Origin of the sequence: Nocardia sp. NPDC051321 (genome assembly GCF_044455225.1) — a bacterium.
Taxonomy (GTDB): domain Bacteria; phylum Actinomycetota; class Actinomycetes; order Mycobacteriales; family Mycobacteriaceae; genus Nocardia.
Genome location: NZ_JBITEM010000013.1, coordinates 268,659 through 285,721 on the forward strand (window position 1 = coordinate 268,659; position 17,063 = coordinate 285,721).

General features: G+C 66.5%; 19 protein-coding genes, 4 tRNA genes and 2 pseudogenes. 15 read left to right on the plus strand and 10 right to left on the minus strand.

Annotation, left to right across the window (positions count from 1 at the left end; all coding sequences use genetic code 11):
- Positions 1-29: 29 nt before the first annotated feature.
- The 3 genes from ACIA8C_RS30965 to ACIA8C_RS30975 form a co-directional block, all read right to left on the minus strand.
- Positions 30-740 carry a demethylmenaquinone methyltransferase gene (locus tag ACIA8C_RS30965; RefSeq protein ID WP_397140796.1) on the minus strand — a complete coding sequence of 237 codons (711 nt, stop codon included), beginning with the start codon at positions 738-740 and terminating at the stop codon, positions 30-32.
- A gap of 143 nt (positions 741-883) precedes the next feature.
- Positions 884-2,023 (minus strand): glycosyltransferase family 4 protein, encoded by a 1,140-nt coding sequence (locus tag ACIA8C_RS30970; RefSeq protein WP_397140799.1) that lies wholly within the window; start codon positions 2,021-2,023, stop codon positions 884-886.
- A gap of 92 nt (positions 2,024-2,115) precedes the next feature.
- Positions 2,116-2,583 (minus strand): MarR family winged helix-turn-helix transcriptional regulator, encoded by a 468-nt coding sequence (locus tag ACIA8C_RS30975; protein WP_397140801.1) that lies wholly within the window; start codon positions 2,581-2,583, stop codon positions 2,116-2,118.
- A 56-nt stretch (positions 2,584-2,639) separates the two neighbouring features.
- Here ACIA8C_RS30975 and ACIA8C_RS30980 point away from each other — a divergent pair, with 56 nt between their 5' ends.
- Complete coding sequence (locus tag ACIA8C_RS30980; protein WP_397140803.1) at positions 2,640-3,005, plus strand: cupin domain-containing protein; 366 nt, start codon at positions 2,640-2,642, stop codon at positions 3,003-3,005.
- Position 3,006: 1 nt separating this feature from the next.
- Here the strand turns inward: ACIA8C_RS30980 and ACIA8C_RS30985 are convergent, their stop codons facing one another.
- Entirely contained in the window at positions 3,007-3,501 is a 495-nt protein-coding gene (locus ACIA8C_RS30985) for a DUF3592 domain-containing protein (protein ID WP_397140805.1), read from the minus strand.
- Here ACIA8C_RS30985 and ACIA8C_RS30990 point away from each other — a divergent pair.
- On the plus strand, positions 3,500-4,006 hold the full coding sequence (locus ACIA8C_RS30990; RefSeq protein ID WP_397140807.1) for a DUF2505 domain-containing protein: 507 nt from the start codon (positions 3,500-3,502) through the stop codon (positions 4,004-4,006). The genes ACIA8C_RS30985 and ACIA8C_RS30990 overlap by 2 nt on opposite strands.
- Before the next feature lie 52 nt (positions 4,007-4,058).
- Here ACIA8C_RS30990 and ACIA8C_RS30995 read toward each other — a convergent pair.
- From ACIA8C_RS30995 to ACIA8C_RS31005, 3 genes and pseudogenes are all read right to left on the minus strand, one after another.
- Positions 4,059-4,175: pseudogene (locus ACIA8C_RS30995) on the minus strand (VOC family protein); the annotation flags it as partial.
- Positions 4,166-4,462 (minus strand): annotated as a pseudogene (locus ACIA8C_RS31000) (helix-turn-helix transcriptional regulator); the annotation flags it as partial. The pseudogenes ACIA8C_RS30995 and ACIA8C_RS31000, both read right to left, overlap by 10 nt.
- Positions 4,463-4,542: 80 nt before the next feature.
- Positions 4,543-5,808 (minus strand): geranylgeranyl reductase family protein, encoded by a 1,266-nt coding sequence (locus tag ACIA8C_RS31005; protein WP_397140809.1) that lies wholly within the window; start codon positions 5,806-5,808, stop codon positions 4,543-4,545.
- Between the two features lie 194 nt (positions 5,809-6,002).
- Here ACIA8C_RS31005 and ACIA8C_RS31010 point away from each other — a divergent pair, with 194 nt between their 5' ends.
- The gene (locus ACIA8C_RS31010) at positions 6,003-7,025 is read left to right on the plus strand and encodes a polyprenyl synthetase family protein (protein ID WP_397140810.1); all 1,023 of its coding nucleotides are present in this window, start codon (positions 6,003-6,005) and stop codon (positions 7,023-7,025) included.
- A gap of 227 nt (positions 7,026-7,252) precedes the next feature.
- Positions 7,253-8,125: a zinc metalloprotease HtpX gene (gene htpX / locus ACIA8C_RS31015; protein ID WP_397140812.1), complete on the plus strand. Its 873-nt coding sequence runs from the start codon at positions 7,253-7,255 to the stop codon at positions 8,123-8,125.
- On the opposite strand, the gene ACIA8C_RS31020 is transcribed toward htpX, so the two are convergent.
- Positions 8,122-8,613, minus strand: coding sequence for a MarR family transcriptional regulator (locus tag ACIA8C_RS31020; RefSeq protein ID WP_397140814.1), 492 nt, complete (start codon positions 8,611-8,613; stop codon positions 8,122-8,124). The genes htpX and ACIA8C_RS31020 overlap by 4 nt on opposite strands.
- A gap of 20 nt (positions 8,614-8,633) precedes the next feature.
- Positions 8,634-9,125: a YajQ family cyclic di-GMP-binding protein gene (locus ACIA8C_RS31025; RefSeq protein ID WP_397140816.1), complete on the minus strand. Its 492-nt coding sequence runs from the start codon at positions 9,123-9,125 to the stop codon at positions 8,634-8,636.
- A 166-nt stretch (positions 9,126-9,291) separates the two neighbouring features.
- On the opposite strand from ACIA8C_RS31025, the gene ACIA8C_RS31030 reads away from it, so the two are divergent.
- The 11 genes from ACIA8C_RS31030 to ACIA8C_RS31080 all read left to right on the plus strand — a co-directional run bounded on the left by ACIA8C_RS31030 (position 9,292) and on the right by ACIA8C_RS31080 (position 15,214).
- Positions 9,292-9,374 (plus strand) — tRNA-Tyr (locus tag ACIA8C_RS31030).
- A gap of 215 nt (positions 9,375-9,589) precedes the next feature.
- Positions 9,590-9,662: transfer RNA gene (locus tag ACIA8C_RS31035), tRNA-Thr, on the plus strand.
- A gap of 90 nt (positions 9,663-9,752) precedes the next feature.
- Positions 9,753-9,828: transfer RNA gene (locus ACIA8C_RS31040), tRNA-Met, on the plus strand.
- A gap of 41 nt (positions 9,829-9,869) precedes the next feature.
- Positions 9,870-10,040, plus strand: a complete 171-nt coding sequence (gene rpmG / locus ACIA8C_RS31045) for a 50S ribosomal protein L33 (RefSeq protein WP_014988500.1) — start codon at positions 9,870-9,872, stop codon at positions 10,038-10,040.
- Positions 10,041-10,228: 188 nt separating this feature from the next.
- Positions 10,229-11,287: a fused (3R)-hydroxyacyl-ACP dehydratase subunits HadA/HadB gene (locus tag ACIA8C_RS31050; protein WP_397140885.1), complete on the plus strand. Its 1,059-nt coding sequence runs from the start codon at positions 10,229-10,231 to the stop codon at positions 11,285-11,287.
- A gap of 246 nt (positions 11,288-11,533) precedes the next feature.
- A tRNA-Trp gene (locus ACIA8C_RS31055) sits at positions 11,534-11,606 on the plus strand.
- Positions 11,607-11,748: 142 nt separating this feature from the next.
- Positions 11,749-12,135 (plus strand): preprotein translocase subunit SecE, encoded by a 387-nt coding sequence (gene secE / locus ACIA8C_RS31060; protein WP_397140818.1) that lies wholly within the window; start codon positions 11,749-11,751, stop codon positions 12,133-12,135.
- A gap of 187 nt (positions 12,136-12,322) precedes the next feature.
- Positions 12,323-13,144 carry a transcription termination/antitermination protein NusG gene (gene nusG / locus ACIA8C_RS31065; RefSeq protein WP_397140887.1) on the plus strand — a complete coding sequence of 274 codons (822 nt, stop codon included), beginning with the start codon at positions 12,323-12,325 and terminating at the stop codon, positions 13,142-13,144.
- 96 nt (positions 13,145-13,240) lie between these two features.
- Complete coding sequence (rplK, locus tag ACIA8C_RS31070) at positions 13,241-13,675, plus strand: 50S ribosomal protein L11 (protein WP_396991275.1); 435 nt, start codon at positions 13,241-13,243, stop codon at positions 13,673-13,675.
- A 150-nt stretch (positions 13,676-13,825) separates the two neighbouring features.
- On the plus strand, positions 13,826-14,539 hold the full coding sequence (rplA, locus tag ACIA8C_RS31075) for a 50S ribosomal protein L1 (protein ID WP_357385565.1): 714 nt from the start codon (positions 13,826-13,828) through the stop codon (positions 14,537-14,539).
- A 144-nt stretch (positions 14,540-14,683) separates the two neighbouring features.
- Positions 14,684-15,214, plus strand: a complete 531-nt coding sequence (locus ACIA8C_RS31080; protein ID WP_397140820.1) for an NADPH-dependent FMN reductase — start codon at positions 14,684-14,686, stop codon at positions 15,212-15,214.
- 52 nt (positions 15,215-15,266) lie between these two features.
- Here ACIA8C_RS31080 and ACIA8C_RS31085 read toward each other — a convergent pair whose 3' ends face one another.
- Complete coding sequence (locus tag ACIA8C_RS31085; RefSeq protein ID WP_397140822.1) at positions 15,267-16,889, minus strand: MFS transporter; 1,623 nt, start codon at positions 16,887-16,889, stop codon at positions 15,267-15,269.
- Between the last annotated feature and the right edge of the window lie 174 nt (positions 16,890-17,063).

Sequence of the window (17,063 nt, forward strand, 5' to 3'; positions counted from 1 at the left end):
CGTCGGTGAGGTGTGATGGAGATCGCTGGTCAGCCGAGCTTGTACGCGCGATGCAACGCGACGATCCCGCCGGTCAGATTACGCCATTTCACCGAGGACCACCCGGCGCCCGCGATCCGCAATGCCAGCTGTCGTTGGTTCGGCCAGGCCCGAATCGATTCTGCGAGATAGACATACGCGTCCGGGTTGCTGCTGACCGCGCGGGCCACCTTCGGCAGCGCCTTCATCAGGTATTCCATGTACACCGTGCGGAAGCCGGGCACGACCGGCGTGGAGAACTCGGCGATGACCAGCCGGCCGCCCGGCTTGGTGACCCGCAGCATCTCGCGCAGCGCGGCGTCCGGATCGGCGACATTACGCAGCCCGTAGGAGATGGTCACCGCGTCGAACGACTCGTCGGCGAACGGCAGCGCCATCGCGTCGGCCGCGACCATCGGCACCTTGCGGTGCTTACCCGCCGCGAGCATGCCCTTGGAGAAGTCGGCGGCCAGGCACCAGGCGCCGGACTTCGCCAGATCGAGGGTGGACACCCCGGTGCCCGCCGCGAGGTCGAGCACCCGCTCGCCCGGCCGTGGCGCCAATGCCTTGCGCACCGACCAGCGCCAGTAGCGATCCTGACCACCGGAGATCACCGTGTTGGTCAGGTCGTACCGTTTCGCGACACCGTCGAACATCGACGCGACCTCATGCGGCTGCTTATCCAGCGAGGCACGGGTTGCCTCTGTTTTAGCCACGCTCATCCGCCTCTCCGCGTATTCAGGCCATACACGTTGGGAGCCTCCTGGTCCGCGTACAGGTCTTGCATCGGGTGCCCGCGTTTTCTCGGCGTACCCGACGATTTACCCATGTTTACACGAGACCGGTCGTGGCCTTCCGATCGCGGTCAGGCCGTATGCGGAAGGCGCATTCTGGTACCGGTCACGTCCGCGTAGTGCCCCATCAGCTCGGTGCAGATCGCGGGCCAGGTGCGGTGCAGCACCGATTTGCGTGCGGCGCCGGCGAATCGGGCCCGCAGCACCGGATCGTGCAGCGCCGCAACGGCACTCGGCAGTAGTTCGGTGAAACGGTCGACCGGGAGCAGATAGCCGTTGCGGCAGTGCGCGATCAGGTCGCGCGGTCCGCCCGCGTCCGGGCCGATCACCGGGATGCCGCAGGCCAGGGCCTCCTGCACGCCCTGGCAGAAGGTTTCGTGCTCGCCGGCGTGCACCATCACGTCCAGGCTCGCGTACGCCTGGGCCAGCACCTCGCCGCCCAGCTCGCCGGTGAACACGGCGGTCGGCATCATCCGCGCGAGCCGGTCCCGCTCCGGCCCGTCCCCGACGATCACCAACTGGATGTCCGGGTCGTTGCCGAGCACCGCGAGCCGCTCGACGTGCTTCTCCGGCGCGAGTCGTCCGACGAAGCCGACCACCAGCTTGTCGCCGTCGAGCCAGGAATCCCGCAGTTCGGTGCGGCGCGCGGCCGGGTTGAACCTGGCGATGTCCACGCCACGTCCCCAGCGATGCACCCGCGGAATGCCGTGCTGGGCCAGGTCTTCCGCGGCCGCCCTGGACGGCGCAAGCGTCCTGGTCGCGCCCTCGTGGATGCGTCGCGTCCAGGCCCAGGCCGCCCGGCTGGCCAGCGCCAGCCCGTAACTCTTGGCGAATCCGGCGACGTCGGTCTGGTACACCGCCACCGTCGGCAGGTCCAGCCGCATCGCCGCCGCGAGGCCGCCGGCGCCGAGCAGGAACGGCGAGGCCAGATGCACCACGTCCGCGTCGAAATCCTCGATGGCCGAGACGATGCCGGGCTGCGGCAGCCCGACCGGCAGCGAACTGATCTTCGGCACCATCACCGCGGGCACCCGGTGCACCCGGAACCGTTCGTGCCAGCGCGCGGCGGGCGGTAGCCCGCGCGGGGTGTCCGGCGCGATGATCAGCGCGTCGTGGCCGTGCCGGTCCAGGTGGTCGACCACCCGCAGCACCGAGTTGACGACACCGTTCATATTCGGCAGAAACGACTCCGCAACGATCGCTACACGCACCCTCTCAGGGTGGCCGCCGCAGCGCGCCGTGTCGTCACGCATGCGTGAAGGACACCTAAAGATCGAGCGAACACCTCGGGCTGATCGCCGGTTCACATGCCGAAAGCGTGGAACCGCGGATCGGCCATGCCTTCCTCGGTGGCGATCGCGCCGAGCAGGGCGCGCAGCGCGGCGACGGCCTCGGCGCCGTGTGCCCGGATCAGGCGTTGCTCGTAGCGGCGATGGAACTTCTTCGCGGTACTGAGCAGTTCGGTGCCCCGCGCCGTCGGGTACAGCAGCTTGGCCCGTCGATCGTTCGGGTCGTCGCGCCGTTCGAGATAGCCGCGTTGCTGCATGTCGTCGACGATCTGGGCCGCGCCCTGCTTGGTGATCTCCAGGCGCTCGGCCAGCTCGCTGATGTTCATCGGCCTGCCAGCCAGCGAGCGCAGCACGTACCCGTCGGAACGCCCGGTGTCCTCGAAGCCCTGCGCCGCCACGGTTTCTCGGAGCTCGCGCACGAACTGCTGGTACCCGAGGCCGAGCAGGATGCCGAAATCCAGGTCTTGCGATGCTGCCGTCATATCGCCATGATAGACAAGTCAACTTGAACAAGCTTACTTGTCTACTTAGGAGTGACATGCTCGTCATCAAAGCCGCCGACGCACCCCGTTTCGAGGTGCCCGGCGCTCAGTTCACCGCCATGGCTTCGCCGAGCCGCGGCTCGGCCGAGGTCTGTACCTGGCGGCTCACCGTCACGCCGCGGCACCAGCCGGACGGCGCACACGTGCTCGATCGCGACGAAATCTTCATGGTTGTCGCCGGAAAACTCGACGTCAGCGGGCAACTCCTGGAGGCGGGCGACGTCGTCGTTGTCCCGGCGGGCAGCCCCATCGCGGTGGGTAATCCCGGCGACGAACCGGCCGAGGCGTTCATCGCGATCGCCGCGGGTTTCGAGGCCGTCATGCCGGACGGCAGCCGGATGTCGCCGCCCTGGGCGCAGTAGTTCAGCTCGATTTCGGGCGACGTCTGCTGAGCCGGGCCAGCAGCCACAGTGTCGGCAGGGCGACCAGCCACACCACCACGAGCACCGAAAGGGCGGGGGGAATGGCGACGCGGACATCGCGTCCCTCCACCCGCACCAGATCGGGGTCGGCGCGGTTGTACTCGACCCGGATCCGCTCGCCCGCGGTGAGATTGGTCGGATACAGCACGCCGACCTTCGGATTGTGTGTCTCCCCGTCCGGCGTCACGTACATGACCGCCGAGCGCAGCCTGCCTGCGGAGAGCACCTCGGCGCTGGCCACACCCTTGTCCGAGCTGATCAGGTAGTCGTTGCGCCAGGCGGCGAACACCAACAGCACGACGAGCACACTGACCACTGTCGCAGCCGTGAGCACGCCGATCCTGGCCCGCCGCAGGCGGAGCGACCGCCGATCAGACTGGGTGGTTTCCAACACCGCAACAAGGCTACCGACCACCTCGGCTACGGTGTCGCGCATGTCCCGAAAATTCAGCTTCACCGTGCCTTACCGCATCCCGGTCGAAGATCTTCACCGGGCAGTCACCGACGACAAGGTCTGGCAGGCGCGTTTCGCCGACGCCGAGACCGCGACCGTGGACCTTTCGCATCCCGAGGGCGAAGGCACGATTCGCATCCACATGACCGAAAAGGCTTCAGAGGACAAGATTCCCAGCGTCGTGAGCAAGGTGCTCAAGAGCCAGCTCACGCTCGCCCGCACCGACAACTGGCAGGGCCTGATCGGCGAGATCGCCAAGGGCACCTTCGAGGGCGCGACCACCGGCATCAACACCGAGATGTCGGGTTCCTACGAAATGCGTTCGACCGCGGAGGGATCCGAGATCGAGGTGGTCGGCACCGTGCAGGTCAAGGTGCCGATGGTCGGCGGCGCCATCGAGCCGCTCGCCGAGCAGCTGCATCATCGGGTGCTCAACAGCGAGCGCACGTTCGTCGAGGAGTGGGTCGCCGCACAGGCGACTGCCTGATCCACGTCCCGCCCCGTCGTTCCGGTGTCCGCCGGAACGACGGGGGCCTCGGCTATTCGAAATCCGCGGGGGAGTACTCCTTCTGCTCCACCAGCACCAGCCAGTTCCCGGAGTTGTCCCGGATGATCGCCTCGGTGCCGTAGGGCCGCTCGGCGGGCGGCTGAATGAACCGAGGCTGCTGTAGCCGACCAGCATGCACACCTCGGTGACCGTGACGTTGGACGAGCGCAGCAGATCCTGGGCGCGCTCGATCCGCCGTTCGGCCAGGTACGCGGCCGGCGTCAGCCCGTAGACCGCGGCGAACGCGCGCAGGAAGTGATACTTGGAAACCCCTGCGGCAGCGGCTAATTCATCGAGACGGAGCGGGTCGGCATACCGTCGATCCGCGAGATCCCGGGCCCGCCGCAGATGCGGTAGCAAGTACAGCGCGGGCAGGCCACCCTGTTGTCCGCCCATAGTTGAAGAACCCGTCGTCGCGTGGGCAAGCAAGGCTCAGCGTACCGCTGGCCGAGCTCGCGAAACCGCAGGTTCAGGTGTCAGGAGAAGGGGGGAAGCTCGTCGGTGCGCATCGACATCCGCCCCGCGGCCCGCCACGCCCGCGCGGTCAGGTCAACGTCCTCGTCGGTGACCAGGTTGCCCATCACCCGAACCGCCGTGCGCTGCAAATACTTCGACCGCATCACCGGCGGCCCGCCGGCAGGCACCAGCCGCGGATGGGTGGCCAGCCCGGCAATCCGGCGCGCCACCGAGAAGGTGCGGCCGTACTTCGCGCGCAGCAGCTCGGGCCACACCCTGGTGAGGTCCGGCTCGTCGAGCAGCCCGGCCAGCATGTGCCCGCCCTCCAGGCCGTAGTCGATGCCCTCGCCGTTCAACGGATTCACACAACCCGCGGCGTCGCCGACCAGCACCCAGTTGCGTCCCGCCACGTTCGACACCGCGCCGCCCATCGGCAACAGCGCCGAAGCCACCGCGCGCAACGAGCCCTCGAACTCCCACTCGTCGAAGCGCAGCTTCGTGTAGTGCTCCAGCAGCGGCTTCAACGCGATGTGCGACGGGCGTTTCTCGGTGGCCAGCGAACCTACCCCGATATTGACCTCGCCATTGCCGAGCGGGAACACCCAGCCGTAGCCGGGCACCAGCACATTGTCGGCGTCGCGCAGTTCGAGATGCGAGGTGATCCACTGATCGTCGCTGCGGCCGGACTTGATGTAGGCGCGGGCCGCGGTGCCGTACGCGTACTGCCGGTGCCAGGTGCGTCCGAGCAGCCGTCCGATCGGCGAGCGCACGCCGTCGGCGACGACCAGCGTCGCGCACTCGATGGCGTGCGTACCCTCGGCTGTCCGCACGATCACACCCGTGACCCGATCATTGTCGCGGGTGAGATCGACCACCTTGGTGCCGTCGATCATCCGCGCGCCGGACTTCATCGCGGTCTCGCGCAGCTTGTCGTCGAGTTCGGTTCGGGGAACGGCACTTCCGTAGGTCGGGAAGGAACCGGCGGGCCAGGGCAGCAGCGCCTCCCTGCCGAAGCCGGTCATCCGGAGGCCGTGGTTGACGGTGTGCGCGCGCAGCCACTCGCCGAGGCCGAGGTGTTCCAGCTCGGCCGTCGCGCGCGGGGTCAGCCCATCGCCGCAGGTCTTGTCCCTGGGAAAGACGGCGGAGTCGAGCAGCAGCACGTCGCGACCCGCCCGCGCGGCCCATGCCGCGGCCGCCGAACCGGCCGGGCCCGCGCCGACGACGAGCACCTCGGCCCTGGTGGGCAGCGCGTCCCCGCCCGCGGGGGTGACTTCCGGTGAACCCATGAGCTCAATACTTGCAGGGCAATCTTGTTCGTGTCGACGGCGGGCGCGCCAGCGGCGACGCGGCGCGGCGAGGCGCGCGGCCAACGGCGTGCAAAAGTGTCTGATACACCGCATAGTGATGGTGTTCATGGGCCATCGGCTGGGGACACGCTAGGTTCTCTATCGTGGGGTCGGACGGATCGGTGGGAGAAGAAATGAGCACATCGGCTGTGAAGGACGAGAGCACGGTGGTTGCCGGGGTCGACCTCGTCGACGTCGAGCTCGCGGCGACCGTGCGCAACGGCCTGGAAGAGGTCGAGAAGCTCCTGGTCACCGAGCTGTCCGACGGCGAGGAATTCCTGCAGGAGGCGGCGCTGCACCTGGCCAAGGCGGGCGGCAAGCGGTTCCGTCCGCTGTTCACCATCCTCACCGGCCAGCTCGGCCCGCGCCCGACCGATCCCGCGCTGATCACCGCGGGCACCGTCGTCGAGCTCGTGCACCTGGCGACGCTCTACCACGACGACGTGATGGACGAGGCCACCATGCGCCGCGGCGCCCCGAGCGTGAATTCCCGCTGGGGCAACAACATCGCGATCCTGGCGGGCGACTATCTGTTCGCGCACGCCTCACGGCTCACCTCGACCCTCGGTCCCGACGCCGTGCGGATCATCGCCGAAACCTTCGCCGAACTGGTCACCGGCCAGATGCGCGAGACCATGGGCGCCCGCGAATCCCAGGACCCGGTCGAGCACTACCTGCGCGTCGTCTGGGAGAAGACCGGCTCGCTCATCGCGGCCGCCGGCCGATTCGGCGGCACCTTCTCCGGCGCGAACACCGAGCATGTGGAGCGGCTGGCCCGGCTCGGCGACGCGGTCGGCACCGCCTTCCAGATCTCCGACGACATCATCGACATCTCCTCGGCCGCCGAGCAGTCCGGCAAGACCCCGGGCACCGACCTGCGCGAGGGCGTGCACACGCTGCCGGTGTTGTACGCGCTGCGCGAGGAGGGCGCCGAGGGCGACCGACTGCGCAAGCTGCTCGCCAACCCGCTGCACACCGACGCGGAGGTGGCGGAGGCGCTCGACCTGCTGTCCCGCTCGCGCGGCATGGTGCTGGCCAAGGAGAAGCTGCATGGCTACGCCGACATCGCGCACGCCGAACTCTCCGCGCTGCCCACCGGACCGGCCAACGACGCCCTCGAACACCTGGTTCGCTACACAATCGAGCGTGTCGGGTAAGAGACCCGCCTGACAAGCCCGCGTCTCGATCCGGAACCTTTGCTCGCCTCTTATCGTTGACCTGGTGTAATGCAGTCGGTTGGACGACGGCGGTAGTGCGACAACTGATTTCTGAAGCACATGGGTAACTCGCCGGGTACGGGCTAACTCGCCGCGCTACTGGCCGCCGGGCGCCAACGGTGGTCTCACGGCACCCAAGTCTGGCCAAAAGACTCGGAGAGGCGGACATGCACGGGTATGCGAACGGATTCAAGACGTTCGGTCTGATGATCGGTCTGTCGGCGTTGATCGTGTTCGCCGGTGCGCTGTTCCGTAGCCCGATGATCCTGATCATCGCCATCGTGTTCGCCGTCGGCATGAACGCGTACGCGTACTTCAACAGCGACAAGCTCGCGTTGAAGGCCATGCACGCGCAGCCGGTCAGCGAGCTGGAAGCGCCGGTGATCTACCGGATCGTGCGCGAGCTGGCCACCGCCGCACGCCAACCGATGCCTCGGCTCTACATCAGCCCGACCAACGCGCCCAACGCCTTCGCCACCGGCCGCAGTCCGCGGCACGCCGCGGTCTGCTGTACCAGCGGCATCCTGCAGATTCTGGACGAGCGAGAGCTACGCGCGGTGCTCGGCCACGAGCTATCGCACGTCTACAACCGCGACATCCTGATCTCCTCGGTCGCCGGCGCGCTCGCCGCGGTCATCTCCGGCCTGGCCAACCTTGCCTATTTCGCCTCGGCGTTCGGCGGCAACCGCAATGGTGGCGGCCCGAACATCATCGGCGTGCTGCTCGTCTCGCTGCTCGGCCCGATCGCCGCGAGCCTGATCAAGCTGGCAGTCTCCCGTTCCCGCGAATTCCAGGCGGACCAGTCCGGCGCCGAACTCACCGGCGACCCGCTCGCCCTCGCCTCGGCGCTGCGCAAGCTGGAGCGCGGCGTGCAGGCCGCCCCCTTGCCGCCTGAGCCGCAATTGACCGCCCAGTCGCATCTCATGATCGCCAACCCGTTCCGCACGGGCGAGCGTGCCGCCCGCTGGTTCTCCACCCATCCGCCGATGGCCGAGCGCATCGCTCGCCTGGAGGAAATGGCAGGGGGGCCGCGGCGCTAGCCCGCCGCTCCGCTGCCGGGTCCGGCGTCTCGGGCCAGCCGCTCTTCGAACGCGCGGAAGGTGTCGACGAACAGCGCGCGCTGTTCCGGCGTCAACGGCGACAGCACTTCGCGCCACGCGCGCGCACTGCCGCCGAGCCATTCGTTGATCGAATCCGTATGTGCCGCAGCGATTCCCACGATGGTGCGGCGGCGGTCCCGGTCGTCGGAGGTGCGGTCGAGCAGCCCGTCACGACTCAGTTCGCTCACCATCAGGCTCACCGTTGTCGGCGCGATTTCCAGCCGCGCGGCGAGCTCGTTCACCGTCTGTGGCCCCTCGAAGACCAGGATCGCAAGCAGCGACAGGTGCCGAGGCGCGAGCGCGAATTCCCGGAGTGCGTCCGGGACCCGTAATCGCTTGGCGCGCCCGACAACCCGTGGCATGAGCAGCAGCAGGGTGCGAATCCCCTCGTCGACGCCCAGGCCCGCCCGGTGCTGTTCGGTCGACATCGCCGGTACTCGCGAGCTCGCTATCGGTAGTTGACGAACTGCAGGGCGATGCCGAAATCCTCGCCCTTCAGCAGCGAGATGACGGCCTGAAGGTCGTCGCGCTTCTTGCTGCTCACCCGCAGTTCCTCACCCTGGATCTGCGCCTTCACGCCCTTGGGGCCCTCGTCGCGGATCTTCTTGGTGATCTTCTTCGCGTGCTCGGTGTCGATGCCCTGCACCAGCGTTCCGGTGATCTTGTAGGTCTTGCCGGAGGCCACCGGCTCGCCCGCGTCGAACGCCTTGAGCGAAATGTCGCGGCGAATCAGCTTTTCCTTGAACACATCCAGCGCCGCCTTGACCCGTTCCTCGGCCTCGGCCGTCAGCACGACCTTGTCCTCACCGGACCACTCGATGGTCGCGCCGGTGTTTCGGAAGTCGTAGCGGGTGGTCAGCTCCTTCTCCGCCTGATGCAGGGCGTTGTCGACCTCCTGACGTTCGACCTTGCTGACGACATCGAATGACGAATCGGCCACACTTCGCTCCTGTCCTGACGGTCCAACGGCTCGCTCGACCGGTTGATCGGTCACGTTAGTTGTACCCCGGAGCGCGACCGTAGTCCCGTTGCACGGCCGATGGCCAGCCGGTTTGCATTACGGGCCGGGGTTGGATGTATTCTGCTTTTCGCGCCGAGAGCGCGACGGCAGATTGCCCGAGCGGCCAATGGGAGCGGACTGTAAATCCGTCGGCGAAAGCCTACGTAGGTTCGAATCCTACATCTGCCACCCGAAGCCCCTGTGGATCGAGACCCCTTCGATCCACAGGGGCTTTTCTGTTGGTGGGCCCGGTGTCGGCCCTCGCCATCCGATGTACCGGACGGGCCCCGCGAAAAAGGCTTCTGACCACCCGGTTTGGAGCTCTGACCCTTGGGTGTGTAACCTCGTTCAAGACTTCGCCGCGCCGGGGTCGGGTGTTTGGAGCCTGGTGCGAAAGTAGTCATGCCCCCTTAGCTCAGTCGGTAGAGCGTTTCCATGGTAAGGAAAAGGTCAACGGTTCGATTCCGTTAGGGGGCTCGCCGGATTGCCGGTGGTGACCGACTCGGCATCGCACATAGTTCCCACCTCGGTGGGGCCGGGCGCGGCACTACAGCAATGCGACCCCGTGGCGGTGTAGCTCAGTCGGTAGAGCAAACGACTCATAATCGTTGTGTCGCCGGTTCAAGTCCGGCCATCGCTACCAAACCGATCAGACCAACTGGTTGACCCGAAAGAAGGAATATCGTGGCCGCGAAGTCCACCGATGTCCGGCCAAAGATCACCTTGGCCTGCGAGCAGTGCAAGCACCGCAACTACATCACCAAGAAGAACCGGCGCAACGACCCGGATCGGCTGGAACTCAAGAAGTTCTGCCCGAACTGCGGCACGCACCGGGGACATAAAGAATCCCGCTAGTCCGCCACGCGTGATGCTGCCGCGTGGATCGGCGTCGAGAGCCTGAACGCTCTCGGCAATCTGGATCGTGACAGTGCGAGGGCCGGACGTTTGTCCGGCCCTGACGCATTTCTCGGTCGAGTAGCGCGGTAGTAGACGCTCCGCCGGCTCCGGATACGGGGTCAGATAGGTACAGTCCACCCGTGACAATCAACACCGGTACAGACGAAGCGGTTCAGGCGGTCGAGGCCTTCGACCCCGCGGCACACGCGGCCTCGATGGTTGGTCACCACTACCGCGTCGACGACTACTACGAGGTCGGCCGCGAGAAGGTGCGCGAATACGCGCGCGCCGTGCAGGACTACCACCCGGTGCACTGGGACGAAGACCTGGCGCAGGAGTACGGCTACGACGGCCTGCTCGCGCCGCTGACCTTCATCTCCCTGGTCGGCATTCTGGCCCAGCGTAAGCTCTTCGAGCAGATTGTCACCGGCTACGACCTGAGCCAGATCCTGCAGACCGACCAGATCCTGGAATTCCACCGGCCGATCAAGGTCGGCGACCAGCTGGTCTGCGATGTCTACCTGCACTCGTTCCGGCAGGCCTTCGGCGGCGACATCATCGTCACCAAGAACATCGTCACCGCGCAGAACGACGAGCTGGTGCTCACCACCTACACCACGCTGATCGGCCGCAGCGGCGGCGACATCGACCCGAACCTCAACGACGTGGTCCGCAACGTGCTGATGCACGGCATCGGCGAAGACGCACCGGATCATCGCCCGCGCGCCAACGCGGCCGCCCCCGTGGTCGCCGCCAAGGTGCCCGAGATCGCGCCGAGCAAGCGCGCCATCAGCTTCGACGACATCGCGGCCGGCGACGAGCTGCCTGCCCGCATCGTCCGGCTGACCCGCGGCGACCTGGTGAACTACGCGGGCGTCTCCGGCGATGCCAACCCGATCCACTGGAGCGACGAGGTCGTCAAGCTCGTCGACCTGGAAGACGTGGTCGCGCACGGCATGCTCACCATGGGCCTCGGCGGCGGTTTCGTCACCTCCTGGGTCGGCGATCCCGGTGCGGTCAAGGAATACAACGTCCGCTTCACCAGCCCGGTCTATGTGGGGACGGATGAGGCCGCCGAGATCGAGTACACCGGTAAGGTGAAGTCCGTGGATCCGGAGACGCGCACCGCGGTCATCGCCATCGTGGCGAAGTCGGCGGGGCGCAAGATCTTCGGGCGCGCGACGGCAACCGTCCAATTGGCCTGAGGCGGTCGCGGTCGGCCTGACCTGGTCGACTGACCCTGATTGGCTAACGACGCGGGCGGTAACGTACACTCAGGTTTCTGGGGTCACCAGCCGCTGCGCGCTGCTCTGTAGGGCTGGTTCCAAGCGAATCCGCGAGGATTCGCCGAGGGGCCGGCAACTGCCGGAGTGGCGCGCGTGTTGTGTGACACCAGAACTGAACAACTGAATACCGAACAGTGGTTGGATGGCCAACACGGATCCAACCGAAGGGGCGTAGCTCAACTGGCAGAGCAGCGGTCTCCAAAACCGCAGGTTGCAGGTTCAAGTCCTGTCGCCCCTGCCTTCCGTAGCGACTGCTTGCAGGTCGCTCGAAAGGATCAGCATGCCAGCGACGAAAGGATCGACGTGAGCGAGCGTAGCGAGCGAGCCAGTGGCACAGCGCGCATCGCGCACGCCGGTGCCGAGCGCAGCGAGGAGCAGGCGTGAGCGAGCGGGAAGATCGCCTGGGCGCACATGCGACCGACGATGGCGATGACACCGCCGGATCAGCTCGTCCTAGTGGCAAGCGGACCGCTCGGCGGACTCGCGGTGCGTCGTCCGACACGGGTTCGATCGCCACTCTGGATCGACCCACGTCGCGCAAGGCAGCCAAGACCGATCGGGCCGAACGCGGAACGCGTAATCCGTTCAAGCGTTTGATCAAGTTCCTGCGTGAAGTAATCGCGGAACTGCGCAAGGTGATCTGGCCCAACCGGAAGCAGATGGTCACCTATACGAGCGTTGTTCTGGTGTTCGTGATCTTCATGGTCGCGTTCATCAGCGGGTTGGATGTGGCGTTCATCAAGGGCGTCAGCTGGCTGTTCGGCTAACAGGACGCCACCGCTTGCGACTGCTCGCAGGTCGCTCGAAAGGGCCAGCTTGCGACTGCTCGCAGGTCGCTCGAAAGGGTCAGCCGCCGGCCGATCCCCGGGGCCGACCAGGGCGGAGTAGTTCTGCCGCGCGCCAGACCCCGGCACGCAGAGGATGTACGTGACGACACAGGAAGCGAGTGCCCCAGTGAGCACCCCGGAGAACGACACAAACGAAGAGTTCCCGGTCGAGGACGCGGTGGTGGATCCCACGACCGAAGACGCCGCGACCGTCGAAGACTCCGAGGACGTGGACTCCGAGGGCGCTGCCGACTCCGAGGCCGCCGAGGCGGAGACCGACGAGGACGCCGCTGCCGAAGCCGCTCCGATCGACGAAGAGCCCGCCGACCCGGTCGCCGAGATGAAGTCCGCGCTGCGTCGTGCCCCCGGTGACTGGTACGTCATCCACTCGTACGCCGGTTACGAGAACAAGGTGAAGGCCAACCTCGAGACCCGCGTGCAGAACCTGGACCTGGAGGAGTACATCTTCCAGGTCGAGGTGCCGACCGAAGAGGTCACCGAGATCAAGAACGGCCAGCGCAAGAACGTCAACCGCAAGGTGCTGCCCGGCTACATCCTGGTCCGGATGGAACTCAACGACGAGTCGTGGGGCGCGGTGCGCAACACCCCCGGTGTCACCGGCTTCGTCGGTGCCACCTCGCGTCCGTCGCCGCTGTCCATCGATGACGTGGTGAAGTTCCTCGTGCCCGCTGCCCAGCAGAAGAAGGCGCCTGCCGCCGGTGGCGCCGCGGGTTCGGGCGATTCCGCCACCGAGTCGGTGTCCAAGCCGACCATCGAGGTCGACTTCGAGGTCGGCGAGTCGGTGACCGTGATGGACGGCCCGTTCGCGACGCTGCCCGCCAGCATCTCCGAGGTCAACGCCGAGCAGCAGAAGCTCAAGGTGCTCGTGTCGATCTTCGGTCGCGAGACCCCGGTGGAGCTCGGCTTCACCCAGGTCGCGAAGATCTAAGACGTTCCGTCCTCGACGGAATGAATCGGCCCGGACCACGGGTTGATTCACCAGGACTTGCAAAGAGCAAGGAAAACAGACACCTAGGAAAGAAAGATGCCCCCCAAGAAGAAGAAGCTCGCCGGGATCATCAAGCTTCAGATCCAGGCCGGCCAGGCGAACCCCGCCCCTCCGGTGGGTCCCGCGCTCGGTCAGCACGGCGTGAACATCATGGAGTTCTGCAAGGCGTACAACGCCGCGACCGAGTCGCAGCGTGGCAACGTCATCCCGGTCGAGATCTCGGTCTACGAGGATCGCTCGTTCGACTTCAAGCTGAAGACCCCGCCCGCCGCTCGGCTGCTGCTCAAGGCCGCCGGTGTGCAGAAGGGTTCGGCTGAGCCGCACAAGACCAAGGTCGCGAAGATCACCATGGACCAGGTCCGGGAGATCGCCAAGACCAAGGCCGAAGATCTGAACGCCACTGACATCGATCAGGCCGCGAAGATCATCGCCGGTACCGCGCGTTCGATGGGTATCACCGTCGAGGGCTGAGCGTCAGCGCCGGAGGAGGCAGCGCAGCGTCACCACGTAGGCGCAGCGAAGCCCTCCATTAAGCACTGAGGCTGAGCTACGTGCTCCAGGTGGGAGGGCCGGCCAGGCCCGATAACCACGGCTGAAACCAGAAACTAAGGACAGAGAATCATGGCAAAACGAAGCAAGGCGTATCTCGCCGCGGCCGAGAAGGTCGATCGCGACGCGCTGTACTCCCCGCTCGCCGCCGCGCGGCTGGCCAAGGAGACCGCGACCACCAAGACCGACGCGACCGTCGAGGTCGCCGTTCGTCTCGGCGTCGATCCCCGCAAGGCGGACCAGATGGTTCGTGGCACGGTCAACCTGCCGCACGGCACCGGTAAGACCGCCCGCGTCATCGTGTTCGCGGCAGGCGAGAAGGCCGCTGAGGCCGAGGCCGCCGGTGCGGACGCCGTCGGCGCCGAGGACCTGATCGAGCGGATCCAGGGCGGCTGGCTCGAATTCGACGCCGCGATCGCCACCCCGGACCAGATGGCCAAGGTCGGCCGGATCGCGCGTGTCCTCGGACCGCGTGGCCTGATGCCGAACCCGAAGACGGGCACGGTCACCAACGACGTGACCAAGGCCGTCAACGAGATCAAGGGCGGAAAGATCAACTTCCGCGTCGACAAGCAGGCCAACCTGCACTTCGTCATCGGCAAGGCCTCCTTCGCCGATGCCGCGCTGGTGGAGAACTACGGCGCCGCGCTGGAGGAGATCCTGCGTGTGAAGCCGTCGACCGCCAAGGGCCGCTACGTCAAGAAGGTGACGGTCTCGACGAACACCGGACCGGGCATCCCGGTGGACCCGAACCGCACCCGCAACCTCCTCGACGAGGACGCGTAGCGACTGCTTGCAGGTCGCTCGAAATGGCCAGCGTCTTAAGTAGCACCTGAGCACGTCCGCAAGGGCGGGAACGCGAATCGCGTTCCCGCCCTTGCGCGTTTACGGGATCGGACTAATTCCGGGCTCGGCATCGTTGGCCATGACGTGACGGTTGTCCTGCTCATCTCCGGAAGCACCCGCGGTGCGTCGACCAATTCCGCCGCCTTGCGCACGGTCCAGACGCTCGCCGCCGACGGCGTGGACGCGCGGTGGTTCGACGGTCTCGCCGCGCTGCCCGCCTTCAACCCGGACGACGACGGCACCGGGCATGCGTCGGTTCTCGCACTGCGCGAACAGCTTTCGCAGGCCGACGCGGTGCTGTTCTGCACCCCGGAGTACGCGGGCACGCTGCCAGGCAGCCTGAAGAACCTGCTCGACTGGACTGTCGGCAATGCCGATCTCTATGAGAAGCCGACCGCCTGGATCAACGTGGCCGCACTCGGCCGTGGGGAAGGGGCCGCCGCCACGTTGGCACTCGTCCTCGGGTACGTGGGTGCGGACGTAGCTCCCGACGATTGCGCCCGGCTGCCGGTCGGCCGCGACGACGTCGGGCCGGACGGACTGGTTACCTCCGCTGAATTCCGCAGCGGCGCAACCGAAGCGTTGAACAAGCTGGTGGCCAGAGCCTCGGCCTGACTCGGGCAAAGGCCGAGACCACCCGGGTCCCGGCCTCAGCCATCGAGATCCGTCAGCTGACCGAATCCTCTTGCGGTTCAGCATCTTTGCGCCAGCCGAGCAACACCGACTCGCCTTCCGGCACGCCCCAGGGCAGGAACATCGCCACCACGACCGCGCACACCACCACTGCGGCCGCCGCGACCAGCGATGCGGTGTGCGAGCCCTGCAGCGCGGCCGTTTTCATGGCGACGATGAGGTTTTCCCGCTGGCTCTCGAAGAACGGGGGGAGCGGGCGCTTGCGGATTTCCAGCACGCTGAGCGGGCTGGACTTCACCAGTCCCTTCTCGTTCTCACTCATCAAGTTGGCAGGCAGTGCGTCGATGCGCGGACCGATCCTGGTCGTGTAGTACGACGCCACGATCGAGCCGAGCACCGCGACGCCGAGGGTGCCGCCGATCTCCCGGGTGGTGTCGTTGACCGCGGATCCGGCGCCCGCCTCGTTGAGCGGTACCGCTCCCATGATCGATTCGGTAGCCGGTCCCTGGACGATGCCGACGCCGAGTGCCATGAACACCATGGCGGGCAGTACGTCGGTGACGTAGGGGCTGTCCACCGTCACCTGGCCGCCGAGATACAGCCCGAGTCCGGTGCTCAACAGGCCGACGACGATGACCGGTGTCGGCCCGAATCGCTGCGCGAGCAGCGTGGCAATCGGTGCGCCGATCGCCACCGAGAACGCGAAAGGCAGTGAGGCGATACCGAATTCGAGCGGCGTGTATTCCCGCACGCCCTGGAAATACTGGGTGATGAGGAAAAGGAAACCGAACATCGAGAAGTAGCAGATCGCAATCGACAAGGCGGGCATCGAGAATCGCCGATTGCGGAACAGCGTCATATCGAGAATTGGTGCGGCAGTACGCAATTCCCAGACAATGAACGCGGCAAGCAGGAAAATGCCGAGCGCGCCGGTGCCAAGCGTAGTGGTGGACAGCCAGCCGAACCGCGGTGCCTCGATGATGGACCAGACCACCAGCGTGATGCCCGCGATGGACAGGCCGATGCCGGGCAGATCGAGCCGGCCGACCTTGGTGGAGCGTGATTCGGGCACCCAGAGCAGGGTGGCGACGAGCGCGACAAGTGCCAGCGGCACATTGATCCAGAAGACCGAGTGCCAGGTGAAGTGCGCCAGCAGCCAGCCACCGGAGATCGGGCCGATCGCGATGGCGAAGCCCGCCATCGCCGTCCATGCCGCGATGGCAAGGGCGCGTTCACGTTTGTCGTGGAAGATGTTGATGATCAGGGCGAGCGTCGCGGGGAAGACTGCGGCGGCGAACACGCCCATCGCGGCGCGTGCGGTGATCACCCCACCCATCGAACCGGACAGCGCGCCGGCCACCGACATGGCGCCGACGCCGACCAGGCCGACCATCATGACCCGGCGGCGGCCGAGGCGGTCGCCCAGATTGCCGAACGCGAGCAACAAACCCGCGAAGGTGAGGGTGTACGCGTCGACGACCCATTGCAGGCCGCTGACGCCGGTACGCAGCTGCACCCCGATCGAGGGCAGTGCGACGTTCACGATGGTGTTGTCCAGGACGACTAGCAGCTCGGCGAGGCAGATCACGGCCAAGGCGAGAAAGCGCTGGTTACGTCGTTCCAGCAGCACCGGTGGATCGACTATGGAGGTTGCCATAGTTCAGCAGTCAAACAGTAACTGTCACCGTTGGTAACACCTTCACGCGGCGATCTCGGCCACATCACGAGCCCGACTGTGACGTGCGACACGTCAATTCGGACGCTGAATGGTGCCAATTCGCTTCGGCCCCACCCCGTTTTGGCAGATGGGGGTGGTCCAGGTACATTGGAC

What these genes read in the sequence shown, in the direction of transcription:
- ACIA8C_RS30965 (WP_397140796.1), bottom strand. Translation starts at nt 740, where the DNA reads ATGAGCGTGGCTAAAACAGAGGCAACCCGTGCCTCGCTGGATAAGCAG.
- ACIA8C_RS30975 (WP_397140801.1), bottom strand. Translation starts at nt 2,583, where the DNA reads ATGACGGCAGCATCGCAAGACCTGGATTTCGGCATCCTGCTCGGCCTC.
- ACIA8C_RS30980 (WP_397140803.1), top strand. Translation starts at nt 2,640, where the DNA reads ATGCTCGTCATCAAAGCCGCCGACGCACCCCGTTTCGAGGTGCCCGGC.
- ACIA8C_RS30990 (WP_397140807.1), top strand. Translation starts at nt 3,500, where the DNA reads ATGTCCCGAAAATTCAGCTTCACCGTGCCTTACCGCATCCCGGTCGAA.
- ACIA8C_RS30985 (WP_397140805.1), bottom strand. Translation starts at nt 3,501, where the DNA reads ATGCGCGACACCGTAGCCGAGGTGGTCGGTAGCCTTGTTGCGGTGTTG.
- ACIA8C_RS31005 (WP_397140809.1), bottom strand. Translation starts at nt 5,808, where the DNA reads ATGGGTTCACCGGAAGTCACCCCCGCGGGCGGGGACGCGCTGCCCACC.
- ACIA8C_RS31010 (WP_397140810.1), top strand. Translation starts at nt 6,003, where the DNA reads ATGAGCACATCGGCTGTGAAGGACGAGAGCACGGTGGTTGCCGGGGTC.
- htpX (WP_397140812.1), top strand. Translation starts at nt 7,253, where the DNA reads ATGCACGGGTATGCGAACGGATTCAAGACGTTCGGTCTGATGATCGGT.
- ACIA8C_RS31020 (WP_397140814.1), bottom strand. Translation starts at nt 8,613, where the DNA reads ATGTCGACCGAACAGCACCGGGCGGGCCTGGGCGTCGACGAGGGGATT.
- rplK (WP_396991275.1), top strand. Translation starts at nt 13,241, where the DNA reads ATGCCCCCCAAGAAGAAGAAGCTCGCCGGGATCATCAAGCTTCAGATC.
- rplA (WP_357385565.1), top strand. Translation starts at nt 13,826, where the DNA reads ATGGCAAAACGAAGCAAGGCGTATCTCGCCGCGGCCGAGAAGGTCGAT.
- ACIA8C_RS31085 (WP_397140822.1), bottom strand. Translation starts at nt 16,889, where the DNA reads ATGGCAACCTCCATAGTCGATCCACCGGTGCTGCTGGAACGACGTAAC.